Raw genomic sequence first — 25794 nt, forward strand, 5'->3', positions numbered from 1 at the left:
CGAGCCCTCCTTTCTATCCTTGATGGTAAGCGCTGCGCCTGTTTTTGTCAAAAAGAATTAAGGGCAAATGCCCACAGCAAAAGCAAGCCCTGCAAACAGAACGGCGACAGAACCGGACCATGTCCAGTCTGCCACCGGCTGTTTTCTACGCAAGACTTGCCTATTCTTCCAATATGCGCTTTGAAGTTTAACGGCCGCCCAATGCGATGGAATCCTCGACCTTGATGCAGCGGTCCATAATCGCGATCATGCCGCTGCTTTCGGCGATGGCCGCCGCCTCCTCACTGATAATTCCCTGCTGCAGCCAGAGCACCTTCGCACCGATCTCGGCGGCTTCCCGTGCTACATCGGCGCAGTATTCGCTGCGCCGGAACACATTGACGATATGGATCGGCTCGGGAATGTCCTTCAGGGAAGGGTAACTTTTCTCGCCGAGGATTTCGGCTGCACCAGGGTTTACCGGGATAATCCGGTATCCGCGTTGCTGCATCGCGGCAGAAACCATATGGGATGTGCGGTCCGGCCGATCGGACAGGCCAACGACAGCAATATTGCCCGCATTACGTAAAATATCCGCGATTTCTTCGCGCGTAGGATTTTCAAATGCCATGGTTCATGACCACCTTTCCGTTCCTTATCGATGAGAATCTTGGCCTATTCCTCTATTTTACCCATTCTACATCGGCGCCAAGCGCCTTCATGTGATCAAAATATTGCGGGTACGACTTGGCTACATGGTGGGCGTCCTTGATCCGGATCGGCTGTCCTGCGCGCAGCCCGACCACCGTGAGGGCCATGATCACCCGGTGATCGTAATGGGCATTGATCTCAACCCCGCCCTCGACGCCGTCCGGACGGCCGTGAACGATAATCTCGGCCTGGCGCTCCTCCACGTTGGCCCCTGCTTTACGCAGTTCGGTCAAATAATCCGTAATCCGATCGCATTCCTTATAACGGAGATTCTCCACGTTGTAGAACCGGGAGGTCCCTTCGGCAAACACGGCTGCCGCCACCATCGCGAGCACCGCGTCCGTCGCCGCATCTCCGTCGAATTCCAGCGCCTTCAGCGTGCGGTTGCCCTGCACATGGACATTTCCGTTCTCATGCGTGAGCGGAACCTCCATCATTCGCAGAACGTCGATAATGGCGCGCTCGCCCTGCTTGCTGTCCTCCGACAGATTGCGGATCGTCACATCGGACTGCGTAACCGCGGCAGCCGCCAGCACGGCAGCAGAGCCCGGATAATCGCCTTGAACCGTATAGGTCTTGGCTTCGTAGGATTGCCCCCCGGGAACCCGGAAGAACGTATAGTCGTCCGCTGCGTGAATCGTAATGCCGGCCTGCTCCAGCACTTCCAGGGTCTGACCGATCACGACCTTGGATTTCAGATCTCCGGTAACGGTGATTTCGCTGTCTTCGGCAAGCAATGGGGTCAAGAACAACAGGGCGCTTAAATACTGCGAGCTTACTTCGCCTGAAACGGTGAGCTTGCCGCCCTTCGGCTGGCCGCCGCGAATCGTGATGGGCAGCCTGCCTTCGTTATGCTCCACTTCCACACCCAGTTGGCCAAGGGCCTCGATGAGATCGTCATGCGGACGCTTGCCCAGTGATTCCGGGTACGCATTGACGAAGGTAACCTCTTTAGACAATGCCGTTACGCCCATCAAGAAGCGGAGAACGGCACCGGCGTTGCCGACATTCAGCTCCTTCACATCCCTTGGCGATTTGCCAAAGCCCGTAATCACGGCTTTTTCCTCGTCCTCCTCGATCACGGCTCCGAGATCCCGGATACAGCGTCTCATCGCGTCGCTATCCTCGCTGTGGGCAGGGTAATAAATCGTGCTCGTTCCTTCCGCTAGGGCAGCCACAAGCAGGTAACGGGTGGTATAGTTCTTGGAGGACAGCGCTCCGATCTCCCCTTTTAAAATAGGCGTAGGCCTGACGATAACATCCATCGTATGTATCTCTCCCTTGTATATAGTGTTGCGATTACCAGCAATACAATCTCCCTAGGATAAATTGACAGGGAAAGAACCGCTTGGTTATCATAGTTCATGTGAACCGGAAAATCAGATCGTTTGCGATCTTACTCATTTATGATAAGAAAAGAGGTCTATATGATGAAACCGATCCCTCAGATGGAAACTTCGGAGCTTAGAAGCCGGCTTCAAAACGGCGAACAGGTGTACATGATTGATGTCCGCGAAGATGAAGAGGTTGCCGCCGGGATGATCAGCGGTGCCAAGCATATCCCGATGGGCGAGATTCCGAACCGCCTGGACGAAATTCCGCGCGACCAAGAGGTTGTCTTTATCTGCCGCAGCGGCGGACGCAGTCAACACGTATGCGAATTTCTCAATCACCAGGGCTTGAACAACGTGATCAACATGAAGGGCGGCATGCTGCAGTGGCATGACGATGAAGTATAGGCAAGCCGTAAAGAAGGTGCGGGATGAAGGTGATCCCCGCCTTTTTTTGCTTGTGCTTGTGCTTGAGTTGATCCCGCTCACAAGCTCCCTTGATCAAACCCTCAGGTCTCATCTATCTCCATGCCAAGCCGGGTTCGCTTATCATCTTAGCCGCGGTAATGCGTTAAAATGTCAGCCGCCACTTCATCCGCGGATCGGCCAACCGTATCCACCATCACGTCCGCAAACCGGTATTTGTCCTTTCGCTCATCGAGGATGCGCCGAACCCTCTCTTCGACATCGCCCGCAAGCAGCGGCCGGTTGGCATCGCCCCGTACGCGTTCCACGATGCTGGCTGCATCCGCTGTGAGGGCAACGACCCAGCCGCCGCGTTTCATTACGTCGCAATTATCGGAACGAAGGACAGCTCCGCCGCCGGATGCCAGGACGATTCCATCCCGGAGCAAAACGCTGCGCAATGCAGCGGATTCAGCCTCGCGGAAATACGGCTCTCCATCCTTTTCAAACATCTCGGAAATCGTTCTGCCTTCCATTCTCTCAATTTCCGAATCCAGATCTATCAAGTTGTAGCCGAGCGAGTCCGCCACGAGACGCCCCACGGTTGACTTGCCCGTACCCATCATCCCGATCAGAATGATGTTTCTACCCAGCTTATCCAATTTCACACCCCATTCGCTGCTTCACTGTAAAGGTTGTTCATATCATACCACAGCCCCAAATCTTTCGACAATGGACCCGACTCTCTAAATTGTAATCCAAATGCCTCAAGCCAAGCCCCTATTTATGGAGTCTATCTTGTTCCCAAGCATCATACACTGTTACAAGAATGCAAGATTAGAAGAAAGGAATGAACCCATGGTGCCATTTCATCCAACCGGACTCTCTTCCTCGGCCAAGCGGATCCGCCGGATGCTCGATCCATCTTACCCGTTATGCCGCGAGGACGTGATGTGGGTGCTTCATTTTGTCCAAAAAAAAGTGGCTCTGAAGGATCCTGCGCTGCAAGATCTTTCAAAGCCACGGTTGCTGCAAAATTTCAACAGTTATTGCGAAGCCGCGCTGCTCTTGCTCGGAAGCGGAAACCACTTTCACACAAAGAACGGCGACATCCGCACCTGTCTCTTAGAAGCCATGCACGGGCTTCCCGAGCTGGCGGAGGCTATCTCCCCTGCTCAAGCCCGCACGTTTGAATCGATGCCCTCGATCCCTGAGGACGGTATCCATCCTGCTGCAAGAGAGCAGAATTAGTCCATCCGGGAAGCGTCGAATTCACGCTGCTGATAAAAAAGCAGGATTACTCCATCCAGTTGTAGTGGAAGGTTCCTTCTTTGTCAACGCGTTTAAAGGTGTGCGCTCCGAAGTAGTCGCGCTGAGCCTGCAGCAGGTTCGCTGGCAGGTTCGCCGTACGGTAGCTGTCGTAGTATGCAAGCGCACTGGAGAATCCAGGCACCGGAATACCCAAGGATACCGCGGAAGCTACAACTTTACGCCATGCATCTTGATAGGATTCGATTATATCGGTAAAGAACGGATCCAGCAGCAGGTTCTTAAGCTCCGGATTGTTCTCATACGCATCGGTGATGTTCTGCAGGAAGCGGGAACGGATAATGCAGCCGCCGCGCCAGATTTTAGCGAGGTTGCCGTATTGCAGGTTCCAGCCGTATTCATCGGATGCTACGCGAAGCTGTGCGAAGCCTTGAGCGTAGGATACGATCTTGCTCGCAAACAGCGCTTTGCGCACATTTTCGATGAACTCGGCTTTGTCGCCGTCAAATGCAGCCGTTTTTGGACCATTCAGGATTTTGCTTGCCGCAACGCGCTCTTCTTTCATCGCGGAGAGGAAACGGGAGAATACGGATTCGGTGATCATGGAAAGCGGCACGCCCAGATCCAGGGAGCTTTGGCTTGTCCATTTGCCTGTTCCTTTTTGACCCGCCGTATCCAGGATGACGTCAACCATTGGCTTGCCGGTTTCTTCGTCGTATTTGGAGAAAATGTCAGCCGTGATCTCGATCAGGTAGCTGTCGAGCTCGCCTTGGTTCCACTCCGTGAAGATTCCGTGAAGATCCTTCGCATCGAGGCCGAGTACGTCTTTCAGCAATTGATACGCTTCGCAAATGAGCTGCATATCGCCGTATTCGATACCGTTGTGAACCATTTTTACATAATGGCCGGCACCGTCCGGTCCGATATATGTACAGCAAGGCTCTTCGTTAACCTTCGCGGAAATGGCCGTCAGAATAGGCTCAACCAGCTTATAAGCACTTTCTTGTCCGCCAGGCATGATCGATGGGCCTTTCAATGCGCCTTCTTCGCCGCCGGAAACGCCTGCACCGATAAAGTTAAAGCCTTTTTCAGCCAACTCTTTGCTGCGGCGCTGCGTATCAGGGAAATAAGCGTTACCGCCATCGATGATGATATCGCCTTGGTCCAAATGCGGAATCAGCTGTTCAATCGTAGCGTCCGTAGCTTGTCCTGCCTGTACCATGATCAGGATTTTGCGAGGAGTTTCAAGGGAATCCACGAATTCTTCGATCGAGAACGTTCCTTTCACTTGCTTGCCTTCGGTTTCCTTCAGCATATCTTCCGTTTTTTGCGGAGAGCGGTTATATACGGAAACGGTGAAGCCTTTGCTTTCGATGTTCAGGGCCAGGTTTTTTCCCATTACAGCAAGGCCAATCACACCGATTTGTTGTTTTGACATCTGGTTCTCCATCCTTTGCTCCAATATATTTTTAAACAACCCATCCCTACGAGATGATTTGCAATAATCTTATATTAACGTTTTTCATTTGACAAGTGAACCCCTGTCACAAAATGAGAACACGCGCGAAAACACCCCTTCGGTTTCGGAGTGTTGTTCGTGCTTTACTCTTGTATCGTTCGATGAAGTGAATTACCACTCCAGCCTCATCAGCTCCAAGGAAAGCTCGCGGAGTCTTTGCTTGCAGGCCGCGATTTTGTCCTGATTCCCCTCTTGCAGGGCGGCATGGAGCTTCTCAAGCTCATCATCGGTTTCCAGCCTGGATAGAAGGAGCCGCTGTTCCCCCTCATCCGATTCGAACAACCGCACCATTTCCTGCTCCGTCATCGGCGTCCCCTTCTGAAACAGCACCCGCTGCCGGTAACCGGATATTTCCACCAGCCTTATAACCTCGCCAAACAAAATATTCTCGATCAATATCTGCCGGTCCTTGAAACGTTTGACGACAGCGTGGCCACGGGTATTCTCGATCAATTTCTCCATCCATTCCGCAAGCTTGGGATCGCGGATCATATAATCGCCTACCAGCTTAAAACCGCTTCCTGTCCGTTGAAACCGCAGCTTTACCAGCTTGCGTCCGGTTCGGATCGAAATGACAAACTGCGTATCATTCTCGCTCCAGTAAAGCGAATATCCTTCCTGGATCAATTCCTTGATTAGGTCCTGGATATGCCGGCGATCAAACCGGAGCTCCAGGTTGCAATACTCCACTTCCTCGCTCTTATTCACGGCACTCCCTCCTCCGGTTTACTACCGATCTGAAAAACGACGGTGAAGATTTCCCCCATGGCTGCTTTTGATGTTGTCTTATCTATATCTTATACTCCATCTTATGTAACGGTAACTTGGTTTATTGACTATTTTTAACCCGCATGAAAATACGGTGAAACTTTCCTGGGTCATGCCTGACGTCCACTCGCCTTATGGTATAATGGGTTATCCAAAAGCCGAGTTTAGTAAGTGTTCATCATAAACAACAGGGAGGCCATCACATTCATGACGGTTACCGGATTTAAAGATCAGGATTTCGACGTATTCTCCGTTCCAGGGCTCGAAGCCCGTATGGAGGTTCTCATTGAACGGGTAAGACCCAAGCTTGAGACGCTGGGGGCCGAGCTTGCCCCCTATGTGTCCGCGCTGGTCGGGGAAGAGATGTTCGTGCATGTGGCCAAGCATGCCAGACGAACCGTTAATCCCCCTATTGACACCTGGGTCGCATGGGCTGCCAGCAAACGGGGCTACAAAGCGCTGCCTCATTTTGAGGTGGGCATGTTCGGAACCCATCTGTTTGTTATCTTCGCGATTATTTACGAAAGCCCCAACAAAACCGTATTTGCCGGCAACCTGGAAGCCAAGCTGAAGAAAACAGCGAAGGCGCTGCCTAAACATTTCTATTGGTCCATGGATCATATGAATCCGGCCGGCACCCCTCACCAGGACATGAGCGAGGAGGATTTCGTTCGCCTCATTGAGAAGCTGAAACAGGTGAAAAAGGCTGAGGTCATGTGCGGACTGCGCATTCCGCGCGAGGAAGCCGTCAAGCTTGAAGGGGACGAGCTGGTGCAAAAAGTGCAGGAGACGTTTGAGACGCTGCTGCCGCTTTATAAAATGGCGTTTTAAACTGGCGTGAGATATTTACGAAAATGGGCTGCGGATGCAGCTCTTTTTTAAGATTATAGAATTTATAAATTTTCAGCGAAGCTGAACAATTCTATAATCGCAAGAAAAACTTCCTTTAACCGCGGTCTGTCTTCTGAGAAAGTACGTCGATAGACGTTTATCTTATGGATGATATTTTAATGAAGGAACGATGAAGAACATATCCCTCCGCCTTTATATGTCTAAAGTATGAAGCGCTGCCGGGCCGTGCAAAAAAAGCCGGTCATTCTTCTTGCATTCCCCCCCTATTTTGCTATACTCAATTTTGTTTATATAAAAACAGAAATCGACAAACCATAAGAAAATAAACATAAGGAAAGGTTGTGACAACGTCCATGGACCACAGTCGTACACCGCTCTTCACCGCGCTTAAAGAACACGCGGCCAAAAACCCCGTGCAATTTCACATTCCGGGACATAAGAAGGGCCTCGGCACCGATGCCGAATTCAGGGAATTTATAGGGGATAACGCCTTTTCTATAGATTTGATCAATATTGCGCCGCTGGATGATTTGCATCAGCCTACAGGCGTCATTGAAGAAGCCCAGAAGCTGGCCGCCGACGCATTCGGTGCCGACCACACTTACTTCAGTGTCCAAGGGACAAGCGGAGCGATCATGACCATGATCATGTCGGTATGCTCGCCCGGCGATAAAATCATCGTACCGCGCAACGTTCATAAATCCGTGCTTTCCGCCATCATCTTTACCGGTGCCAAGCCTGTGTTCGTATCGCCTGCCCAGGATTCCAATGTGGGGATCGATCACGGGATCACGATCAGCTCCGTACGGAAAGCGCTAAAGCGTCACCCTGACGTCAAGGCCGTACTGGTCATCAATCCGACATACTTCGGGGTGAGCGCCAACCTGAAGGAAATCGTCGATTTGGCCCACAGCTACAACGTTCCCGTGCTTGTGGACGAAGCACACGGGGTTCTGATCCATTTTCATGAAGAACTTCCGATGTCGGCGATGGAAGCCGGTGCCGATATGGCTGCCACCAGCGTTCATAAACTCGGCGGATCGATGACCCAAAGCTCCGTGCTGAACGTGAACACCAAGAACGGATACATCAATCCTTACCGCGTGCAGACCATCATCAGTATGCTGACCACAACGTCGACCTCCTACATCCTGCTGGCATCGCTGGATACTTCTCGCCGGAGCCTGGCGCTGCATGGACGGGAAATGGCTGCAAGGACGATTGAATTGGCGCAATATGCACGAAACGAAGTCAATAAAATCGAAGGCCTGTACTGCTTCGGGAAGGAAATACTGGGCGGAGAAGCAACGCACTCCTATGATCCGACCAAGCTGACGGTTCATGTACGCCATCTTGGCATCACGGGATATGAAACCGAGAACTGGCTGCGGGACCACTACAATATTGAAGTGGAGCTCAGCGATATGTACAACATTTTGTGCCTCATTACACCGGGGGACAACCGGGAGACGATCGATATTTTGCTGACGGCGCTCCGCGAGCTTTCGGACCAGTACATGCACGTGAATGAAATTAATGAGCTGGTCGTGAAAACGCCGGAAATTCCGCAGCTGTCGCTCATTCCCCGCGATGCGTTTTATGGGGATACGGAGGTCGTGCCGTTCAAGGAATCGGCCGGACGCATTATTGCCGAATTCATCTATGTCTACCCGCCGGGGATTCCGATCTTGCTTCCGGGCGAAGTTATTTCCCAGGAAAACATCGATTACATTACCGATCATGTCGATGTCGGCCTTCCTGTCAAAGGTCCTGAGGACCGCAGCATTCAGAACGTGAAAGTTATCGTGGAAACGGATCCTATATTCTAAGGCAGCAACTACAAAAAACCCGGTGCGAGTGGTTCGCACCGGGTTTTTCGTTAGGGAGTGTTACTCCTGGTTTGCAGCAGCGACCAGTTCGTTGTAAACCGCCTCTACTTCATTCCATTCGTCTTCGTCCTCAATATTGTAAAGAACCATTTCCTCGTTCTCTTCTTCCATACGTAGAATGACGCCGTCCGCTTCCGGATTCTCGCGTTCAAGCAAAAGCGCGTAAAGCTTCTCGCCGACATCAAATGTCTCCACGAGAACCATCTCTACTTCTTTTCCTTCTTCATCCGTCAATGTCAGCACAAACTCTTCATGTTCGTGGTCGTGGTCATGGTCATGACCGCAGCCGCAAGCATCTCCGTGTTCATGTTTGTGTTCGCTCATTGAAAAAACCTCACTTCGGTTAAATTATCATACTTTCGTATCGTATCACGGATAGCTTCTTCAGGTCAATTTTTGCCAAGCAGCTATGGACCCATCAATTTAGGGCGGTAATCACTTTCTCCGCAACCTTCACAAAACCGTCATCCGATTTGACTTTTACATAAAAGCCTACCGAGTATTTTCCGGCCGTTTTGAAATCGTACGTGAAATCATAGGTTCGGAACCAGAAGTTATCCTTGCGGTCCTTCACTTCCTGGGACTGGATGTCCTTGATATTGCCCGAAGGATCCTCAATCGCTACTTTCACGGCATGAATATTGTTGTTTAAGCTGTCTACCTGGCTAAATACATTGAATTTCAGCTTGCCTTTGTTTACGTTGCCGAATACAGTATCTCCTTTGAAGAGAAAAATATGCACATTCGGCTTGACGACCTGGACTTGTCCATTCGCCGAATTCCAGTCCACAGCCCCGTCAAATTCCCGGACCGGCACATAGGTTTTGCCATCAATCAAATACCCGCCATCCTTCAATTCGCGTCCGTTCAGCCAAACACGAACACGTTCATTGACGGAATCCGCAAACAAAAGGGTGCTGCCACCCATTAAAGAGAGCACTAGCATACATGCCATCACTTTTTTCCACTTCATTTCATACGTTCCCTCCATTGGCTCTTCTTGTTGTTATATGTGTATACTACATGTCAAAAAACAAGTTGCGGACAATTTTGCACTTTGTGGTAAAATTTTTTTCTCGTGGTTCAAGGCTTGATCTTATCACGATTTTTGCAGCATTACGGCTCCGTTTCAAGCATATACTCCGTGTAAAGACACAAGAAATTCGTTAAAATACACATAAGCATACTTGGACTATACATCATTTCATCAGGAGGTTTCATCCATTGACACTGACATTGCAAATGCTTGGCACCGGCAGTGCGTTTGCCAAGAACTACTATAACAATAACGCACTGATACATGACGGAAATTTCACGCTGCTCATCGACTGCGGAATCACTGCACCGTTGGCGCTGCATCAGATGAACAAAACGTTTAACGATGTGGACGCCGTGCTCATTACGCATATCCATGCCGACCATGTTGGCGGGTTGGAGGAGCTTGCGTTTATTATGAAGATGAAATACAATCGCAAACTTCCGCTCTATATTGCTGACGCGCTGGTGGAACCGATATGGGAACATACACTCAAGGGCGGATTATATCAGCACGGGCATATCTCTTCCCTTCAGGATGTATTTGACGTGCATCCTTTGAAACCGGGCGTGAAGGCCGCTATTTCATCCGGAATCTCGGTGGAGCTGATTCATACGCAGCATATTCCGGGCAAAGACAGCTATTCGCTTTATTTGAACGATCGGATTTTTTACAGCGCGGACATGGTATTCGACCCCATCCTGCTGAAGCAATTGGTAAATGAACGGGATTGCGAAGTGATTCTGCATGAATGCCAGCTGCAGGGTCCGGGCGAGGTGCATACGACACTCGATGAACTGCTCAGCCTGCCTCAAGAAATTCAGGAGCGTACCTATCTGATGCATTACAGCGATGAGGTCGAAGCTTTCATCGGCAAGACCGGAAACATGGAATTCGTGGAGCAGCAGCGGGTATACGAATTGTAGTTCAATATGCGTCAATGCATAGTTTACGAGGGTTCCCGGGAATAATAAGGCCGGGAGGCGATTCATATGGATCAAGAACAACAAGAAGTTGTAGGCGTACGTAAAAATGGTGATGGCGACATCATCGAACTTAAGCTGGATAACGGCAGCGTCGTGGATTACAAGACGGCCCAACAGATGGCCAAGAATAAGGAAATCAAGAACCTGAACGTATTCCGTGGACGTGATGGAGACGAACATCTTCGTTCCAATGCGGATGGCGATCCCAGCAACAACCTGGACAATTTGCCGACGTTCTAATTTATGCGCAAAAAGACCTCGAGGCGATGCTCGAGGTCTTTCCTTTTTTTTTGGGGGACGATGCGTTAATAACCGGCATCTTATTTGGATTTGGCTTGGTTTGCGGCCTTACAATTCCTTTTTCATGCGAACATGGGGAATGCCTGCATCATCAAACGGCTCGTCCGAAATCGTCTCATACCCCAGCTTGCGGTAAAAAGCCTCTGCCTGCACCTGTGCATCGAGCACGGAATATTGCAGCTTTAGTTCACGAGCCTGCGCTTCCAGCGCCATCATCAGCACACGGCCAATCCCTTTGGAACGGAACGGCTTCCGCACCGCGATCCGCTGCATTTTGGCGGAATCCTTATTGTAATAGGTAATACGCCCGGTTGCGGCGTACTGCCCCTCCGACTTGATCAAGACATGGTGTGCATCCGATTCCAGGCGGTCGTAAGCATCGATCTCCAAATCGATCGGCACCTTCTGTTCTAGGACAAACACATCCTTTCGGATATCCAGCGCCTGCTGCAACTGCTCTTCCGTTGATACATTGATGATTTCTGCTGCCATTTCAACACCTCTTTATGTAGAATCAATTCCTCGTGATATCGCAGGTCGAGATATTATACAAAATATTCGTTTTCCTGTATAGTAGTAGAAGCTAACGTCTTCATGAAAGGAGCATTGCCTTTATGAGCATGGGAGCCACGATATTTTGGGCTGTGGTCATTGCTGCCCTGATCATCTATCCCACCTTCTGGACGATCAAAAAAGGTTATTCCCGCAAATGGGATGAGGAATAGCATCGGCCGACTTACGACAAACCGCCAGCCTGCCAGCCGGCGGTTTGTTCTGCTCACTGTTCGTGCAGAGATCATCATAATGGTTGGCGCCGCTTTAAGCACAAAGCCGTCCTGGAGCTCTTTATGGATGGAGATCCCTTAACGTGTCCTCCGCATCCATCGGGGATACTGGCTCCAGCACCCCGCTTCCCTGCTTGGAATATACGTCCTGATCCACGGAACGCCCGTACACATCCAGCATCACGGGCGCTGCAGGGGCATGCAGCGGCTCCAATTGCACCGATGTTCTTTCCGGGACACTGCAGCCGCCGCCCACAATAGATACCGCCAATAACGAGAGCACCAGTCCCGCTCGCTTGAAACGATGGGATATTCCACCTGTCATGCCATTCACGCTCCTTCATTGGCAAATTCATGCTGTATTTAGTCTGAACCGGAACGTGATATTTTATAACGAGAAAACCATTGACAGCCGCCTTGTCTGCTGGTAATATATGAATTACCTTTTTAAATATTTCATGATCTGTTAGCTCAGCTGGGAGAGCACTATCTTGACAGGGTAGGGGTCAGTGGTTCGAGCCCACTACAGATCATCACAAGGAGCCCTTGCGTAGCAAGGGCTCCTTTCTTTTTATGCTTTTGACTACCTTTGCGAGTTTCACCTTTTGGGGACGAATTGGGGGAAACTAAAGAGGGCCAAGTACCCACAATTTTGCCCTTCCCTAAGACGCAAAAAATCAATCGAATATCGGTGCTTGATCCCATTCCAACTTAAATTGAGAACCAAACTTTCTGACAGAGTCTATATCAGCCGTAAGCGTGAAGTCTTGATCAGACCCAAAAAAGCCCAACTCATAAATACCTTCCGATTGGCTTCTTTTCCAGCTTAATTGATAAAGATGTTTTTCGAATGACATATATAATCCATCTAATTTGAATCCATTCAGTGTGTCCAACGGAAATTCCGTAGTTACTGTAATATAATTATGAATCGTTAGATTCGTCCAACCGAAATTCAAATCATAGATGAATCGGTTGGAATCATAAAATTTAAAGTTGATTTGGCATCCTTCGTACTTTCCAGGGATACGGGATATAAAATGAAATTCGGCTCGTGTCCCCTCATCCGTGCAATCTCTAAGCACAGGCATTTCTATACCTCCTGCCGACTCAATGTGTCGTCCAGTAATCCGCAGCTCTTTCCACTCTTTGAACGGGCTGTGCCTCTTCCTCCAGCACAATCAGGCTCTGCAATTCCCGCTTGTTCTTAAACATAATATAGCCTTGTTCCTCCAATGAAGCTATGCCCTCCATAATCTCGTTCGGTTTACGTCCCGTTAGATACTTAAGTAACCGCAAGGTCGGGACACGGCTGCGATGCGCCGGATAGTTGATCAAAATTCGGAGCAGTTTTCGTTCCAGATCAGGAAGCATGCGAACCTCTTCCTTTCTGGGGCCTCCAGGACAGGATATTGTTTTCATTGAATACCCGAGGCTTTCCCGTCTCCAGGCACGTTGCCCGAATCCGCTGATCCTTAATGCTGTGTATCTGTATTTTGCGCTGGGTAATGTTGCCCTTACGGTCTTCGTATATGATTTCTACGGTTTGCTCCAGGTATTTCTCAAACATGATGCACCCACCTCTGATAAGAACGTTTGTTTGTATTATATGCGAACACCCGTTCTTTTATCAATGTCAATTTTACCCTAATTGGCTTGGCATCCATTACTAAAAAACTCGCAATCATTGGGGCATCGATGGAACCGACCGTTATGGACTCAGCTGCAGCTTCCTTAGTCATAATAAAAACCGGCGCCAACAGGCACCGGCTACTACGACCCATATCTCATTCAACAACCATGAACCTACCACAAATTTGGAGTACCCCAGTCCCCGTAACAATTGGATCAAGATTTACTTCAAAAGTTCTTCCGGCGTCTCTCCGCTGTACACAAATACGGGACTTGCAGTATTAACGACAAATACGGCTACCAACGTCAGTGCAGATGCGATGAACGAAAAAAAACGATGACGAATCTTATGGATCCATAACATGAGCTTGTCCTCCTTTCCAGCGTAATAAACTTATAGCCTGGATTAAAAATATGACAGCCAATGTTGGGGACTGAAGGACAAAATTGAACAACACGATGAAGCAGCTAATCAAGCGGAGTTTAGAGTAATGCTTGCTCGGTATCCGGGATTGTCTCTCGATACGGCTGGGAGCAAACAGCATAACCAGCAACAGACTAAGTGCATTCATAACGAGCACAGCTGCATTCCCCATATCAACAAAAGTCACCAAGGTGAACAGTGCTGTCGTGAATGCAATACAGCCGGCCCCCGTCTTAAGGTGATACCCTCCCGAGAATTGCCTCAGTACGGCGAAGCCCGTCAAGGCTATGACCGCCTCTCTCACGTTACCCGAGAAGATCGAAATCAGCAGCGTGAATACGACAATGAACATCACGTTGAATAGAATGGCGAGCGCGTGTTTCAAAACAGGAACGGAGGACGGATGATCAGGAACCTGACGTTTGATCCTCTCCGCTATCCGCTCTGACAGTCCTTCTATGATCATAAGACTCCCGCTCCTCTGTATTGATGGCATAATACAAGAAGATTCCAAATGTGATTCCAAAGAAGAGAAGATGCAGCCACAGGCGGTTGAGGTAAAACAGAATGGCAATTAATATCAGCACTACGATAATTAAAGCGATTAACAGAATATGTTCAAATTTAATGCGCAGCTTCTCCAGGTCGTACTTAAACCCGATACCGAACCTGTACATCAACCAGGATATCAGCAGTCCCGTCGCTCCTGACAGAACTTGAAGAATGTAACCTTTGGCAGGATCGGTCTGAATGGCATCGATCGATCCGAACACCGTTGTCAAATAGGCGGTTTGAATCAACGCGTAGAACATGTAGCCTATAATGGTGCAAATCGCCGACCAAATGACAGGGATTTTAATGATGGCCGAGAACAAGAACACAAAAATCATTACCGTAATAAGCGGGGCAAGAAAATCGAGCGAGAGTTCATTCCGCATGATGTAACTCTGTAGATTGGCAAGGATCATAACCAGCAGGGCCTGCCATATGTACTCCGTTGTTTTAAATCTAAGCAATGTCATGATCAGTGAATAAATCGCCAGTGTTTCAAAAGTCGAAAACACCATAAACCAAATAGCTTCCATTCAAAGATTTCCTCCCTACACCGTAAAGAAATGGTTTAATGTGTACAACGCCACTTCCCGATTCATCCTGATTGCGCTGAATGATTATAACGTCCATAAGAAACGTATATCTTCAGCCCCTCAGTTTCTATCGAGTCGTCCCTGAATGATGCATGTTCTTGAGGTCAATTCCGATGGCGCCTGCCATTTCTTATATGCCTGGAAGCTCTGATGAAAAATGCAATAACATCGAACGGCGTCAATAGCTCCGGCTTGTATACAATTACCAAGCACAACGGCCCGGAGCTTATAACGCCAAAGACGAAGCAAACCACTGCAACGTTCAATCCGCAAAACAAAAAACGAGCATCAATGATCAAGAATCCACGACCTTATGAACATGACTAAGCCAGAATAAACTCGTGTCGCACGATGCGTAATATCCTGACATCATCATCTATGTCGATTATATAAGGCCATGTAGCCATAACAACAGGTAATTAAATACATATGTGGGGGAATCCATCATGGATCTATGAAGTGTAGAGTTAATAAAAGGAGATAACTAGCTATAACTCTATTATATACGAACCTACGTTCCTGTTCAACTATTTAGGAAAGACAGTATTTATTTATTTCTGACATAAACCTTACGCGATTAGAAATTAAGATAGGATTAACTAATCTGTATTCCAAGAAGAGGCATCCGCCGGATGCCCCTCCCTATTTTCCATTCTTGTCCCCAACCCTTCAAATGGATGAGCCTTGTTAGACGGAATGTTTTTGTGTATGAGTAAAGGAGTCACTTATACAGCCTGGTCCAAGCCAAACCATTGGCAGCAAGCAGCGCGACGATATAGGCCGATATACCGTAGGTAACCGTACTGCTAAAATAGTGCAAGCCGCATAGCCCGCCGACAACGATAATGAACAGCAGCACCCACCAGCCGTCTTTTTGCTGAGCCATATTAAAGGCTTGAGAGAACGGCGGATGGCGCAGCATTACCTTGGCCGACACAGGAATCAGCACCAAGCCGGTAAGAAGGATGATGAGAACGTCCGGGAGGATCCGAATACCGAATATGATCAGGAATACGATCGCATTCACAGTGAACAACGGCAGGAACATTTTTATGGCAAAAGCCTTTAAAGCTCCTTGATATAAGGGACTCATGCTTGGCATCGGAGCCGCCCCGAACAGCCAGAAGGCCTTGGGTTTGCCGGAGAATTTCAACATCATTACGACGGTTACAATCATGATGAGCATGACATGCAGCACATAGTACGACGATCCCCTGCCGATTTCCGCCAGGGAGGAATTACGGATCGTGGAGAAAAAGAACAGGTAGGGCAGCAGAACGGACAAGCCGAGCGTAGGATACACCTTCAGCTTGAATTCTCTCTCGTTCTTCAGCATGCTGGCAGATAAGCGGAAACATGCCTGTTCCGTGCGGGACCGGCATACGATTTTGGCCAAAAACCTGTCAAACCGACCGCGTTCCCGCCCTTTTCCCGCTTCGCTGTGCGCCAGCTTTTCCAGATACTGCTCGAAGGATGGAATATAACGAAGGTACACCACCATGAGCAGAATCGGAACGAGCACGGCCAGTAAGGAGAGGACAATCAGCCACCCGCTCCCCTCGCCGAACATCCATTCAAATGGAGCCGCAAACCATACGGGCGGAAGCAGAACCTGCCACCAGGCCGGCGTAAATACCAAATTGAAATCAATCAGATCAAACGAACGGATCACGAACTGATAGCCGATGGCCAGCGTGGCGGAAAGCCCAATCTGTACATAATTGATCAGATCCTTCAGTTTCTCTCCGTCCCAATATTTCAGCAGCACCAGATAAATCATGGAGGTGCCCACCAGTATGAGCATATTCATGAGAATAAGCTCAAGGATGCAGATCAGAAAGAACAGCACGCCATGCTTAAACAGCCCCACGGCAAGTGAAGCAGCCGATAGCGCTCCGGTCAGCAGCAGCAAATAAATGCCGGCATGAATCGATCTGGCCACGCCGACCGTGCGGCCGTCGATCGGTTTCGTCATCAGAATGCTGCGGTCGCGCACATCCAAAAGCACGGATGAGAAATCCGAAATCATGGAGGTCATGATCAGGAACATGAGGATGGCGGACAGGATGCTCATCGGCATCAGATATTCCGGATCGCTCCAGAACACAAACGGCGTCAGGACAAGCCCGATTAAGCCATACAGCCAGAGGGAACTGACAAACAGGTTTTTGTCCTGCTCTTCAGCCTTCCGGCTGTTTGAAGATAATATGACGGATGCCCGCCTCGAGTCCATCAGCAGCTTGACATGCAGGATCCGCCGCAGTGTTTCATAGTCGACGCCCATTCTCGAGATAACCCCTTGAAACCGATCCAGCAGCTTCAGCATTCGAAATGAAACTTCCGGGCCCGCCATATCAGCTCCCCTCCCGAACGATCGATACGAACCGCTCCGCGATGCTGGCATGGTCATTGAAGCCCGTCAGCTGATTGAACACCTCTTCCAGCGACCCTTCATGGGAATGCTGCTGCAGCTCTTTGAACGTTCCGTCCGCCACCACCCGGCTGTCTGCGAGCAGAACGATCCGGCTGCTGATTTTCTCGACGACGTCCATGATATGCGAGGAATAAAAAATCGTCTTGCCCTGTGCCGACAGCTGCGCCAGCACCTCCTTGACCACCATCACGCTGTTTGCATCCAGCCCGCTTAAGGGCTCATCAAGGAACAAGAGATCCGGATCATGCAGGAGACTCGAGATGAGCAGCACCTTTTGCCGCATTCCTTTTGAAAATGTGGCGATCCGAGCATGGTAAGCCTTTTCCAAGTCAAAGCAGTCCATCAAATGTTTGGCCTTATAATCCGCAGCATCGTATGTAAGTCCGTACAATTCGCCAATAAAAGTCAGATATTCCGCGGCCGTTAACTGATCGTATAATTCCGCCACCTCGGGCACATACCCGATTCTCCGTTTATAATCGATATTCCCGTCGGAAATATCCTGGCCGAATATGCGGACCGTTCCCGTATACCCTTCAACCAGCCCAAGCATAATTTTAACCGTCGTGCTCTTTCCCGCCCCGTTCGGACCGATATATCCTATCATCTCGCCGCGGTTGACCTTCAGATCGATCCCGTTCAATACATAACGGTTATCATATTTCATGCGCAGGTCTTCAATCGATAACACTTCATTTTCGGACATGATTGATTCTCCCATTCCCTCTTTTGTCGTCTCATACCTACCTTATTATGGAAGCGCGGGAAAATCAACCGTTGGCGGTATACTCGCTCCGCAAAAGCCCCATGTGCACAATGTCATGCCAGGCACCGTTCCGGTACAAGCTCTGTCTGGAGCTGCCTTCGTGGACGAAGCCGATTTTTTCATACAGCTTGATCGCTTTATGGTTAAAGGAGAACACCCGCAGGCTTACCCGGTGCAGATTCAGCTCCAAAAAGGAATAATCCAGCAGCAGCTCCATCGCTTCCGAGCCGTATCCCCCTGCCCCAATAATTTTTATCGCCGATGTCGATGATGCACTCCGCATTGCGATTCTTGAAATCGATGCCGACCAACGACATGATGCCGATCGGTTGACCTGATTCCTTCGCCTGGATCAGATAGCTCTTCGAGGACGGAGTGCCGAGGATCACATGCTGAACGAAGTCCTTGGTCTCCTCCATTTGGTAAGTATCCAAGCTGGGACTGGTTGATTGCATCACTTCCAGGTCATTTCGCCAGGTATGATACAGCTCCGCGTCATCCATGGTCATTTTTCGACAAGACAATCTAGCAGAATCAAACAGCATTGCTATGAGCCCCTTTCTGTCATCATGATTCAATGGTTATCGGATTTAGCATTTCGCCGAGAGAGTAGAGGAAAGACTCCAGCTGCTCCGGCACGCAAGTCACCCCAGCCCCAAGCTGGAAGGTATCCAGCATGAGTCCGTTGAGAAACGAGATCATGTACCGTGCGATGGCTTCCGGTTCCAGACGCGGCCGAAACTCCCCTTGCTCCTGCCCCTTCCGGATGACCCCGCACAGAGCCTCAACCGTAATCTGATAGCGCTCGGTAATATAGGGATCTCCTTGCTTCGCATGATCATAAGAGGAAGACAGGAAGTATTCCGCCCTGGCGAGTACAAGCGAGTGATGGATCAGCGAGATGTCCTCCTGCTGTTTCTTGATCCAGTCCAACATTTGCTTCCACATCGAATGTGGCGAATCCGGTTCAAAAAAACGGAGCGCCTCCTGATCGTCATAACGCAGAACCTCCAGAAAAACATGCTCCACATTGCCAAAATACGCGTACACGGCGCCGCGGGACATGCCGGCTTCCTCCATGATGTCCTGCATCACGGTGCGGGTATAGCCCTTCCTAATAAAGACGCGCCTGGCTGCTCTCAAGATTTCAAGCTTTTTTTGCTGCTTGTATTCGTCGCTGACCCTTGGACACATAATCCTCCCCACCCTCGACCTTAAACTGACACTGGTGTCGTTTTTCACACCATATTATAAACGACATTCATGTCGTTTTCAAATACCATCCAGTAATTTACGCTGATCCCTTACAGCAAAGCCCTTTAAAAGGACAAGTTGAGCGCAGCCATGACACTATCATTTTTTAGATGGAATGTCCCATAATGCCCCTGTCGCTTGATCTTTGAAAACAACTTGTTCTATTTTCCGGCAGCTGCACATTTCCGTCAACATTCGCGAATCCCCGCATATATATGGGGGAGAACGAAAAGAGGTGATCGGACATCATTAAGGGCATCGGCCGCATACTGGTCTTCGCCTTACTGCTCGTATTCTTTCTCCCCTCCGTTACCCAAGGCGCGGCAGCAGGACAGAAGCTGGACAGTAAGTACACCAAGTACGCACAGTTTATCGTCATTGACAAATCCACCAACAAGCTGACGTATTACGAAAAAGGCAAGGTCATAAAAACATTCCCCGTGGCCACCGGCAAAAAACCCTCCTATACGCCGGAAGGACTGTTCAAAATCCACGAAAAAGTGAAGAACAGACCGTACTACAAGGAAGGCATCAAGGGAGGAGATCCGCGCAACCCGCTTGGGGACCGCTGGCTCGGCATTAATGTGAAAGTGAACGGCCGAACCAGTTACGCTTATGCCATCCACGGCAACAACAACGCGAATTTGATCGGAAAGTACGTATCCGCGGGTTGTATCCGGATGCACAACAAGGACGTGCGATGGCTCTACGACAAAGTAAAAATGAACACCCCCGTCCTCATCCAAAAATAAGGCGCGACCATGAAAAAGCCAAACACTGCACAAGTGTTTGGCTTTTTTAGGTTTAACGTTTTACGAGCCGTACTCGGCTCCGAATTCAATAATGTTGCGGTCCGGATCGAGCACGAATATCTGGGCGAAGCCCGCTACGCTGTCGGGTTTGGCTACATACTCGACGTTCATCCGGTCCAGCCATTCCTTGGTTTCGCGGTAGCTCTTCACCCAGATCGAGAAATGTCCGTCCGTTGTATCGATGCCCCGTTCCCGCAGCGTATCGCTGATGGGATGCTCCAGCAGATGGAGCTGCTGGTTCCCGACGGCATACCATACCCCTTTCGAATCAAACGGCGGGCGCGGCAGCTCCCGAAACTTGAGAACGTCCGAGTAAAAAAACTTCGCCTTCTCCAAGTCGCGCACCGCCAAGCTCACATGGTGCAGTCCTTCAAATTGAATCATGAATCCCACCCCCAGGTATGTAACTGTATTGTAAAGGATACCTTATCATTATATAACATGAATTAACCAGCCAAGGGGGGAGTTCACCATGGATATCCATTCGAATGAATACAAAATCGCTGCGCTCAACGGAAATGAAGGCACTTTGAAGGCAATTGAAGACGCCGAAACCAAAATTGCCGAGCTGACGGGCAAAGAGATCACGCTGATTGCCTACGAGAAAGAACAAACACAAGGGGAGATGCCATAACCAAGCCCCTTAGAAAAAAGGCTGCCCTCCACGCGTCTACAGTGACCTTGGAAGAGCAGCTTTTTCATTAGATGAAGCTCGACGCCGTCACGGCCGCCTGATAGGTTACGTTAACCTCAAGCGGTCTGTCGGTTAGACCATTCAGGTCGAAGAGCATCCGGTCGGCTTCCAATTCCTCGATTTCCTCGACTACGCCTCCCACATAATCCGAAAGGCGGTCCTGCGTAGAGGAGATTCGCGCGAGAAGCCCGCCGTAGCGGAGATCCAGCACTTCCCAGCCAAATGGCTTATACGTGCTCATCCAAAGCGCCCTGTGGGATAAACGCAATGTCTCGATGCGCCGCTTCAGCTGGTTTAACGGAGAATCCGCCGCGGAAGCAAGCTCAGCAAGCCGGCCTTTGTTGCCCGTGTCGTAGAGCCTTTTCAACGTAACGCCCAGGGTGCTCTTGATAACGAGGACCGAGGCCAATTTTTCATAGAAATCATAAAGGCGGTTAAACGGTGCCGGGTACTGTTCCTTGCAGTCCCGCCATCTCTGCTCCAGCTCGGCGTAATGTCCAGGCAGCACGGAATCCGCTTCCCCCTCCACATGCTTGTCCAGCAGTCCCAGCAAAGGATCCTGCCACAACAAATACTTCGAGGGATTGGCCATCCAGTGATTTCCCTCCGACACGCCGGGAACCTCATCCATATATTTCAGCGCGTTCAGCGATCCGAACAAATCGATGCCCGTGCAAGCCGCGAGCCTTCTTGCCAGAAGCTCGTCGCTGATACCGTCTCCGTACCCATGCTCGGCAAACAGCTGGAGGCCCGCCAGGATGACCAGGTGATTGGTTTCGTTTCCGTTATCCCCCCAGGCGGTGGCGATGACTTCGCGGATCCCTTTCGTTTTGGCGGCGCGCAGGGCAGGATGGCTGGTCATCCAGGTCTTGCCGTTGTTCGGACTGATGCTGTTCCACATATGAATGCCGCCAGCAAAAATCGGCTTGGAGCCCAGCTTCATATGCTTATCATACAGCCGCTCATACCCCTCTTCATCCCTGCGTCCGTAATCCCAATATACGAATTGGACGCCTTGGGGAATGCGGCTCATATTGTCGTCGGAAAAATCCGCATCCAGATTGTACAGCGAACCTTGATAATCGTTGGCCAGCAAATTAAAATACATGTCGCTCCAGATCATCGGCCGGAGTCCGAGACGCTCGGTAATGGCAAGCACCCGGCTGACATGGTCATTCATAATCTGAAACCGGTCCTGGACCCCGTTCAATTTTAAATACTTGCCAAGGCCGACCTGAAACGCCTCGTCCATCCCGATGTGAATCCGCTTGGAACGGAACATCCGGGATGCGGCGGTGATCATCTGTTCGATGAAAGCATACGTCTTGGGCTCACCTGCGAGCAAAATATCCGCATGATCCTTCATATCCGCGGCATAGCCCCATTTCAGCGCTTGCTGCAGATGCCCCAAGGTCTGGATGCACGGAATCATCTCGATGCCGAACAGGTCCGCGTAATCGTCGCATTCCCTCATTTCCGAAGCCGTGTACCGGCCGCGCATATAACCGAAATACGGCTGCTCTTTCACCTCGTACGTATCCTCGGTATACATCATCAGCCCGTTCAGCCCCATCAAAGCCATATAGCGGATAAACTGCTTGATCACCGGAACCTTAAGCACGCCATTGCGCGAAACGTCAAGCATCGTGCCGTTGAAGTCAAACCTGGGCTCCTCGGTCAACTCGAACCGGTCACGCTCCCTCGCCTGCTCCAGAAACACCCCTAAAGCACGAAAAAAATGAATCTTCTCCTGGTATCGGATCGTCCCCTGCCCATCCTTTAATGATAACTGGATCGGTCCTGGAGCCTGTATGACCCGAATCTTTAGGCCCTCTCCCTCCGTAATGCGGATATCCAATATGTCCGAGAGCTCGCCAACCCCTTCAAGCAGCTTCTCCGGCAGGTTATCAAAATAAATCTTCATCTCCATACCTCCATTCCGTTTTTGAGATGATGCCTATCACATTGCAAGACAGCAAAGCCCGATCCCTGTCATTTCGGAATCGGGCTTTTGCTAGCCGGGATGGATCACCATGCCCGGCGTATATTTGATCGAAACTTACTCGGCCGAAACTTTAACGCCCAGCGTCAAGATCTCATAAGGTTTCACCGGCAGCGTAAAGCTTCCATGATTGTCAAAGCTTTGAACCGCTCCCTCTTCCTCCAGGATATTGCTCTTGTACACGCCCTGGGACGGCAGGGAAGATGTCAGCGCGAGCTCAGCATCTGTGCCTGCCAAATTAAACCAGCGCAGCATCAAGTCCCCAGTGTTCGGATTCACTTTCAGGGAAGAGAATGCAAGCTCTTCGCGGCTCCATGCCAGCGGCGCGGAGGTGGAAGCCACCTGTCCGGTATGAACGCCGGTCTGGGCAGCCGTCCATGGAATCTGGAACTGGTAAGCCTCGGCATAAGCGCCGGAAGCGATGCCGTCGCCCTGATGCGGAATGACCTCCATACGTACCGTATGAACGCCGATGCACTGGGCTTCAGGCGTCGGGAAGTAACCCCAATCGCCGAGCTCGCCTACGGAGCGAAGCAGCGTAACGGCAATCGTATTCCGACCGTCCCGCAGGACTTCGTACTCGTTTAAGCCCTGGTTGGCCACCGTCAGTCCTGCCGCAGCCGCCGAAATGTCTACGAAAGCCTGTTGATGAGCCGTGTAGCTCGGGTTCTCCCATTCGGCAGCCGGGTCATTATCCCGTTTCGCCACTTCGAACATGGAATCCACGTAATGGGAAGATGCCTCCAAATCGGTCGGGAACAAAGCACGCACCCGATGATCCTTCGCCTGATTATCCAACGTGGCTTCGATCTCCACGCCTTTGCCGCTGCGGTTCAAGCTGACCACGGTACGTATGCGCATCGGCACCATCTCGCTCGATCTTTGCGCTTTGCGGTTCGGATAATACACAAGCTCATGCTGCTCTTCATCCAGCTTACTGTCCGCCATAGCCGGAATGGACCAGTTATGAACGATTTCAACGGATGCCCGGTAAGGCGTGTCTTCCAGAACCGTAATTTCGGCGGTCAGTCCTTTGGTTGTCAATGGAACTTCACCGTCCGGCTGTTTGTACATATATTCGTTACCGATGTCTCCGGTATTTTCATAAACGCCCAGATCGCGGTATACTTGTCCGTTCTTTTTATCCGTCAGGGAGAAGGAACCGTCCGCTTGGATTTCGACCTTGATCAGGTCATTTTCCAACACGTTCGACTGGCTGATCAGAGATCCCGTCTCGGCAGGCTTCACTTCGCTCTTCACCCAAGCATAGGCAGTCAAGCCCATGGCAGGAATGTCGCTTGCCTCGAAAGTCAGTCTCACGCGGCGGCACATGTACGGCTGGCGGAAACGGTCGTCCGGCAGATCGTACCCGAACTGAAGTCCCAGGTCCTCTACGGTGCAAGGCACGGCTTGACCTTGAGCGTTAACCAGCACGCGGCCGGACAAGTCGACTTCCTTCATCCGGCGGCTGGTTTCCTCAAGCGAATAGCCTTCCCGGAAATAGAGGCGTTTCGCGTCCAGCTCGATGCTGACCGTACCGCTGCGTTCCCATCCGGTCGTATTGAATACGACCAGCGGCAGCGGATCGGTGCCCCATTGCTCGAATGCGGTTGTGTCCACCGCATCCGCGATGACGCGCACGCTGTCGTCCACGATATTTTCCGCCACGTGGGCGCTTTTCTCGAAGCGGGTGACCATCTCGCGGTGAACTTCGTCCACGCTGCAGCCGCAGATGCTGTCATGCGGATGATTCTGCATCAGCGTCTTCCACGCATAGGTGAACAGATGATGCGGATACTCCTTGCCAAGCAGGCTGGCGTAGGATGCCAGCGGCTCGGCCACTTTTTCCAGCAGAGTCTGGCCGCGCTGGTTCATCTGCTTCAGGTATACGCGCGCCGAAGCGGTGTTCACGAGCGTTCCCCATCCATCGGTGCGCTGGCTGCGGAGCTCTCCTTTGACGGAGGAAAGATCCTGCGGCAGCTTCTCGCGGACCGCTTTCAGGTAATCGTCGAAATTGGAGTGGATAAACTCCGTATCCGGATACAGCTTCTTCGCTGTACGAATGCCTTCCGGAAGATCGGTCTGAATCGGCTGATGATCGCAACCGTTCATGTACAGCAGCTCAGGCGTGGAAGCGTACTTCTCGGCATCCGCCAGCTTGCGGTCCCAGAACGCCTTCGCCTCGGCTTCATCCACGGGTACCTCGTTGCCGTTGCTGTACCAGTTGGCAAACAGGATGCCCAGCACCTTGGAGCCGTCCGGACCTTCCCACATCAGCTCGGAGAACGAAGATTCATAGCCGCTGTCGGAGACGGTATTGTTAAAGCCCGTCGGCTTCACGCCCCGTCCGAAGAAGGCGTTATCGATGCCGGACTGGAGCATCAGCTGCGGGATTTGGCCCGTAAGTCCAAACGTATCCGGGAAATACCCGATTTTGGCAACCGTCCCGTACCGCTTCGCATCCTGGTGCCCGATCTGCATATTTCTCACGTTGGCTTCGCTGCTCGTCAGGTACGCATCCTGCAGGATGTACCAAGGACCGATGATGATGCGGCCGTCCGTGATCAGCTTCTCCAGCTGTTCTTTTTTCTCAGGTCTTACTTGTAAATAATCTTCGATAATAATCGTCTGGCCATCAAGGAAAAAGCTGCGGTATTCCGAGTCCTTTTCCATCGTCTCAAGCAAGCTGTCCATCAGCTCGATTAACCGCACATGGTGCTTTTCGTACGGCAAATACCACTCGCGGTCCCAGTGAGTATGAGAAATGATATGTGCCTTTCTGGATTGGTCCATCTCTACTT

The 25794-nt window shown here is 50.6% G+C and carries 29 protein-coding genes, 1 tRNA gene and 1 pseudogene; 9 read left to right on the plus strand and 22 right to left on the minus strand.

The features are described 5' to 3' along the window. Window positions 1-187: 187 nt before the first annotated feature. Together HMPREF9412_RS02015 and aroA are read right to left on the minus strand one after the other, a co-directional pair. Entirely contained in the window at window positions 188-610 is a 423-nt protein-coding gene (locus HMPREF9412_RS02015; RefSeq protein WP_009589621.1) for a CoA-binding protein, read from the minus strand. Window positions 611-662: 52 nt separating this feature from the next. Further along, window positions 663-1955 (minus strand): 3-phosphoshikimate 1-carboxyvinyltransferase, encoded by a 1293-nt coding sequence (gene aroA / locus HMPREF9412_RS02020; RefSeq protein WP_009589640.1) that lies wholly within the window; start codon window positions 1953-1955, stop codon window positions 663-665. A 165-nt stretch (window positions 1956-2120) separates the two neighbouring features. Here aroA and HMPREF9412_RS02025 point away from each other — a divergent pair, with 165 nt between their 5' ends. Then, entirely contained in the window at window positions 2121-2429 is a 309-nt protein-coding gene (locus HMPREF9412_RS02025; RefSeq protein WP_175320732.1) for a rhodanese-like domain-containing protein, read from the plus strand. A 146-nt stretch (window positions 2430-2575) separates the two neighbouring features. On the opposite strand, the gene HMPREF9412_RS02030 is transcribed toward HMPREF9412_RS02025, so the two are convergent. Continuing rightward, window positions 2576-3094 (minus strand): shikimate kinase, encoded by a 519-nt coding sequence (locus HMPREF9412_RS02030; protein WP_009589620.1) that lies wholly within the window; start codon window positions 3092-3094, stop codon window positions 2576-2578. 190 nt (window positions 3095-3284) lie between these two features. On the opposite strand from HMPREF9412_RS02030, the gene HMPREF9412_RS02035 reads away from it, so the two are divergent. After that, the gene (locus HMPREF9412_RS02035) at window positions 3285-3677 is read left to right on the plus strand and encodes a hypothetical protein (protein ID WP_009589662.1); all 393 of its coding nucleotides are present in this window, start codon (window positions 3285-3287) and stop codon (window positions 3675-3677) included. A gap of 46 nt (window positions 3678-3723) precedes the next feature. Here HMPREF9412_RS02035 and gndA read toward each other — a convergent pair whose 3' ends face one another. Together gndA and HMPREF9412_RS02045 are read right to left on the minus strand one after the other, a co-directional pair. Next, complete coding sequence (gene gndA / locus HMPREF9412_RS02040; RefSeq protein ID WP_175320731.1) at window positions 3724-5133, minus strand: NADP-dependent phosphogluconate dehydrogenase; 1410 nt, start codon at window positions 5131-5133, stop codon at window positions 3724-3726. Between the two features lie 192 nt (window positions 5134-5325). Further along, the gene (locus HMPREF9412_RS02045) at window positions 5326-5922 is read right to left on the minus strand and encodes a hypothetical protein (RefSeq protein ID WP_009589606.1); all 597 of its coding nucleotides are present in this window, start codon (window positions 5920-5922) and stop codon (window positions 5326-5328) included. Between the two features lie 267 nt (window positions 5923-6189). On the opposite strand from HMPREF9412_RS02045, the gene HMPREF9412_RS02050 reads away from it, so the two are divergent. Then, the gene (locus tag HMPREF9412_RS02050) at window positions 6190-6813 is read left to right on the plus strand and encodes a DUF1054 domain-containing protein (RefSeq protein WP_009589608.1); all 624 of its coding nucleotides are present in this window, start codon (window positions 6190-6192) and stop codon (window positions 6811-6813) included. A 374-nt stretch (window positions 6814-7187) separates the two neighbouring features. Continuing rightward, window positions 7188-8663, plus strand: coding sequence for an aminotransferase class I/II-fold pyridoxal phosphate-dependent enzyme (locus HMPREF9412_RS02055; protein ID WP_009589629.1), 1476 nt, complete (start codon window positions 7188-7190; stop codon window positions 8661-8663). A 60-nt stretch (window positions 8664-8723) separates the two neighbouring features. Here the strand turns inward: HMPREF9412_RS02055 and HMPREF9412_RS02060 are convergent, their stop codons facing one another. Then, entirely contained in the window at window positions 8724-9047 is a 324-nt protein-coding gene (locus HMPREF9412_RS02060) for a DUF1292 domain-containing protein (protein WP_009589641.1), read from the minus strand. 94 nt (window positions 9048-9141) lie between these two features. Continuing rightward, entirely contained in the window at window positions 9142-9696 is a 555-nt protein-coding gene (locus HMPREF9412_RS02065; protein WP_015734300.1) for a copper amine oxidase, read from the minus strand. 251 nt (window positions 9697-9947) lie between these two features. Between HMPREF9412_RS02065 and HMPREF9412_RS02070 the strand changes: the two genes are divergently transcribed. Both HMPREF9412_RS02070 and HMPREF9412_RS02075 read left to right on the plus strand, forming a co-directional pair. Further along, entirely contained in the window at window positions 9948-10685 is a 738-nt protein-coding gene (locus HMPREF9412_RS02070; RefSeq protein ID WP_009589688.1) for an MBL fold metallo-hydrolase, read from the plus strand. Window positions 10686-10751: 66 nt separating this feature from the next. Beyond that, window positions 10752-10985 (plus strand): DUF3892 domain-containing protein, encoded by a 234-nt coding sequence (locus HMPREF9412_RS02075; protein WP_009589625.1) that lies wholly within the window; start codon window positions 10752-10754, stop codon window positions 10983-10985. A gap of 108 nt (window positions 10986-11093) precedes the next feature. Here HMPREF9412_RS02075 and HMPREF9412_RS02080 read toward each other — a convergent pair whose 3' ends face one another. Beyond that, window positions 11094-11537 carry a GNAT family N-acetyltransferase gene (locus tag HMPREF9412_RS02080; RefSeq protein WP_009589627.1) on the minus strand — a complete coding sequence of 148 codons (444 nt, stop codon included), beginning with the start codon at window positions 11535-11537 and terminating at the stop codon, window positions 11094-11096. A gap of 354 nt (window positions 11538-11891) precedes the next feature. Then, a complete protein-coding gene (locus HMPREF9412_RS02085) occupies window positions 11892-12155 on the minus strand; it encodes a hypothetical protein (protein WP_009589568.1) in 264 nt (87 codons plus the stop codon). Between the two features lie 135 nt (window positions 12156-12290). On the opposite strand from HMPREF9412_RS02085, the gene HMPREF9412_RS02090 reads away from it, so the two are divergent. Then, window positions 12291-12363: transfer RNA gene (locus tag HMPREF9412_RS02090), tRNA-Val, on the plus strand. A 144-nt stretch (window positions 12364-12507) separates the two neighbouring features. On the opposite strand, the gene HMPREF9412_RS02095 is transcribed toward HMPREF9412_RS02090, so the two are convergent. From HMPREF9412_RS02095 to HMPREF9412_RS02135, 10 genes and pseudogenes are all read right to left on the minus strand, one after another. Further along, complete coding sequence (locus HMPREF9412_RS02095; RefSeq protein WP_009589587.1) at window positions 12508-12921, minus strand: hypothetical protein; 414 nt, start codon at window positions 12919-12921, stop codon at window positions 12508-12510. A gap of 19 nt (window positions 12922-12940) precedes the next feature. Further along, window positions 12941-13204, minus strand: a complete 264-nt coding sequence (locus HMPREF9412_RS02100) for a hypothetical protein (protein ID WP_009589570.1) — start codon at window positions 13202-13204, stop codon at window positions 12941-12943. Next, the gene (locus HMPREF9412_RS02105; RefSeq protein ID WP_009589586.1) at window positions 13194-13400 is read right to left on the minus strand and encodes a hypothetical protein; all 207 of its coding nucleotides are present in this window, start codon (window positions 13398-13400) and stop codon (window positions 13194-13196) included. The genes HMPREF9412_RS02100 and HMPREF9412_RS02105 overlap by 11 nt, the downstream gene beginning before the upstream one ends. 285 nt (window positions 13401-13685) lie before the next feature. Continuing rightward, window positions 13686-13826, minus strand: coding sequence for a cyclic lactone autoinducer peptide (locus tag HMPREF9412_RS31900; RefSeq protein ID WP_009589655.1), 141 nt, complete (start codon window positions 13824-13826; stop codon window positions 13686-13688). Beyond that, window positions 13810-14352, minus strand: coding sequence for an accessory gene regulator ArgB-like protein (locus tag HMPREF9412_RS02110; RefSeq protein ID WP_050802775.1), 543 nt, complete (start codon window positions 14350-14352; stop codon window positions 13810-13812). Before HMPREF9412_RS02110 ends, HMPREF9412_RS31900 begins: the two co-directional genes overlap by 17 nt. Then, window positions 14294-14971, minus strand: coding sequence for a hypothetical protein (locus HMPREF9412_RS02115; protein WP_009589614.1), 678 nt, complete (start codon window positions 14969-14971; stop codon window positions 14294-14296). The genes HMPREF9412_RS02110 and HMPREF9412_RS02115 overlap by 59 nt, the downstream gene beginning before the upstream one ends. A 781-nt stretch (window positions 14972-15752) precedes the next feature. Continuing rightward, entirely contained in the window at window positions 15753-17384 is a 1632-nt protein-coding gene (locus HMPREF9412_RS02120) for a hypothetical protein (protein ID WP_009589623.1), read from the minus strand. 1 nt (window position 17385) lies between these two features. Continuing rightward, a complete protein-coding gene (locus tag HMPREF9412_RS02125; protein WP_009589665.1) occupies window positions 17386-18171 on the minus strand; it encodes an ABC transporter ATP-binding protein in 786 nt (261 codons plus the stop codon). Window positions 18172-18235: 64 nt separating this feature from the next. Continuing rightward, window positions 18236-18776, minus strand: a pseudogene (locus tag HMPREF9412_RS02130) (GNAT family N-acetyltransferase). A 22-nt stretch (window positions 18777-18798) separates the two neighbouring features. Then, window positions 18799-19425 (minus strand): TetR family transcriptional regulator, encoded by a 627-nt coding sequence (locus HMPREF9412_RS02135; protein WP_009589663.1) that lies wholly within the window; start codon window positions 19423-19425, stop codon window positions 18799-18801. Between the two features lie 437 nt (window positions 19426-19862). On the opposite strand from HMPREF9412_RS02135, the gene HMPREF9412_RS02140 reads away from it, so the two are divergent. Next, window positions 19863-20237: a L,D-transpeptidase gene (locus HMPREF9412_RS02140; protein WP_302621985.1), complete on the plus strand. Its 375-nt coding sequence runs from the start codon at window positions 19863-19865 to the stop codon at window positions 20235-20237. A gap of 60 nt (window positions 20238-20297) precedes the next feature. Here HMPREF9412_RS02140 and HMPREF9412_RS02145 read toward each other — a convergent pair whose 3' ends face one another. Continuing rightward, a complete protein-coding gene (locus HMPREF9412_RS02145) occupies window positions 20298-20681 on the minus strand; it encodes a VOC family protein (RefSeq protein ID WP_009589646.1) in 384 nt (127 codons plus the stop codon). 88 nt (window positions 20682-20769) lie between these two features. Between HMPREF9412_RS02145 and HMPREF9412_RS32750 the strand changes: the two genes are divergently transcribed. Next, complete coding sequence (locus HMPREF9412_RS32750) at window positions 20770-20931, plus strand: hypothetical protein (protein WP_009589685.1); 162 nt, start codon at window positions 20770-20772, stop codon at window positions 20929-20931. 67 nt (window positions 20932-20998) lie between these two features. Here the strand turns inward: HMPREF9412_RS32750 and HMPREF9412_RS02150 are convergent, their stop codons facing one another. Both HMPREF9412_RS02150 and HMPREF9412_RS02155 read right to left on the minus strand, forming a co-directional pair. Next, a complete protein-coding gene (locus tag HMPREF9412_RS02150) occupies window positions 20999-22915 on the minus strand; it encodes a beta-N-acetylhexosaminidase (RefSeq protein WP_009589599.1) in 1917 nt (638 codons plus the stop codon). Between the two features lie 135 nt (window positions 22916-23050). After that, window positions 23051-25786 (minus strand): alpha-mannosidase, encoded by a 2736-nt coding sequence (locus HMPREF9412_RS02155; protein ID WP_009589580.1) that lies wholly within the window; start codon window positions 25784-25786, stop codon window positions 23051-23053. Window positions 25787-25794: the final 8 nt, after the last annotated feature.

Source organism: Paenibacillus sp. HGF5, from assembly GCF_000204455.1.
Lineage (GTDB): Bacteria > Bacillota > Bacilli > Paenibacillales > Paenibacillaceae > Paenibacillus_AQ > Paenibacillus_AQ lautus_A.

Excerpts from the sequence above, each read along its gene's own strand:
- HMPREF9412_RS02125 (WP_009589665.1), bottom strand. The coding sequence starts at position 18,171 with ATGTCCGAAAATGAAGTGTTATCGATTGAAGACCTGCGCATGAAATAT.
- aroA (WP_009589640.1), bottom strand. The coding sequence starts at position 1,955 with ATGGATGTTATCGTCAGGCCTACGCCTATTTTAAAAGGGGAGATCGGA.
- HMPREF9412_RS02015 (WP_009589621.1), bottom strand. The coding sequence starts at position 610 with ATGGCATTTGAAAATCCTACGCGCGAAGAAATCGCGGATATTTTACGT.
- HMPREF9412_RS02050 (WP_009589608.1), top strand. The coding sequence starts at position 6,190 with ATGACGGTTACCGGATTTAAAGATCAGGATTTCGACGTATTCTCCGTT.
- HMPREF9412_RS02155 (WP_009589580.1), bottom strand. The coding sequence starts at position 25,786 with ATGGACCAATCCAGAAAGGCACATATCATTTCTCATACTCACTGGGAC.
- HMPREF9412_RS31900 (WP_009589655.1), bottom strand. The coding sequence starts at position 13,826 with ATGTTATGGATCCATAAGATTCGTCATCGTTTTTTTTCGTTCATCGCA.
- HMPREF9412_RS02035 (WP_009589662.1), top strand. The coding sequence starts at position 3,285 with ATGGTGCCATTTCATCCAACCGGACTCTCTTCCTCGGCCAAGCGGATC.
- HMPREF9412_RS02100 (WP_009589570.1), bottom strand. The coding sequence starts at position 13,204 with ATGCTTCCTGATCTGGAACGAAAACTGCTCCGAATTTTGATCAACTAT.
- HMPREF9412_RS02135 (WP_009589663.1), bottom strand. The coding sequence starts at position 19,425 with ATGTGTCCAAGGGTCAGCGACGAATACAAGCAGCAAAAAAAGCTTGAA.
- HMPREF9412_RS02115 (WP_009589614.1), bottom strand. The coding sequence starts at position 14,971 with ATGGAAGCTATTTGGTTTATGGTGTTTTCGACTTTTGAAACACTGGCG.
- HMPREF9412_RS02055 (WP_009589629.1), top strand. The coding sequence starts at position 7,188 with ATGGACCACAGTCGTACACCGCTCTTCACCGCGCTTAAAGAACACGCG.
- gndA (WP_175320731.1), bottom strand. The coding sequence starts at position 5,133 with ATGTCAAAACAACAAATCGGTGTGATTGGCCTTGCTGTAATGGGAAAA.
- HMPREF9412_RS02025 (WP_175320732.1), top strand. The coding sequence starts at position 2,121 with ATGAAACCGATCCCTCAGATGGAAACTTCGGAGCTTAGAAGCCGGCTT.
- HMPREF9412_RS02150 (WP_009589599.1), bottom strand. The coding sequence starts at position 22,915 with ATGAAGATTTATTTTGATAACCTGCCGGAGAAGCTGCTTGAAGGGGTT.
- HMPREF9412_RS02060 (WP_009589641.1), bottom strand. The coding sequence starts at position 9,047 with ATGAGCGAACACAAACATGAACACGGAGATGCTTGCGGCTGCGGTCAT.
- HMPREF9412_RS02145 (WP_009589646.1), bottom strand. The coding sequence starts at position 20,681 with ATGATTCAATTTGAAGGACTGCACCATGTGAGCTTGGCGGTGCGCGAC.
- HMPREF9412_RS02105 (WP_009589586.1), bottom strand. The coding sequence starts at position 13,400 with ATGTTTGAGAAATACCTGGAGCAAACCGTAGAAATCATATACGAAGAC.
- HMPREF9412_RS02075 (WP_009589625.1), top strand. The coding sequence starts at position 10,752 with ATGGATCAAGAACAACAAGAAGTTGTAGGCGTACGTAAAAATGGTGAT.
- HMPREF9412_RS02120 (WP_009589623.1), bottom strand. The coding sequence starts at position 17,384 with ATGGCGGGCCCGGAAGTTTCATTTCGAATGCTGAAGCTGCTGGATCGG.
- HMPREF9412_RS02095 (WP_009589587.1), bottom strand. The coding sequence starts at position 12,921 with ATGCCTGTGCTTAGAGATTGCACGGATGAGGGGACACGAGCCGAATTT.
- HMPREF9412_RS02110 (WP_050802775.1), bottom strand. The coding sequence starts at position 14,352 with ATGATCATAGAAGGACTGTCAGAGCGGATAGCGGAGAGGATCAAACGT.
- HMPREF9412_RS02085 (WP_009589568.1), bottom strand. The coding sequence starts at position 12,155 with ATGACAGGTGGAATATCCCATCGTTTCAAGCGAGCGGGACTGGTGCTC.
- HMPREF9412_RS02080 (WP_009589627.1), bottom strand. The coding sequence starts at position 11,537 with ATGGCAGCAGAAATCATCAATGTATCAACGGAAGAGCAGTTGCAGCAG.
- HMPREF9412_RS02065 (WP_015734300.1), bottom strand. The coding sequence starts at position 9,696 with ATGAAGTGGAAAAAAGTGATGGCATGTATGCTAGTGCTCTCTTTAATG.
- HMPREF9412_RS32750 (WP_009589685.1), top strand. The coding sequence starts at position 20,770 with ATGGATATCCATTCGAATGAATACAAAATCGCTGCGCTCAACGGAAAT.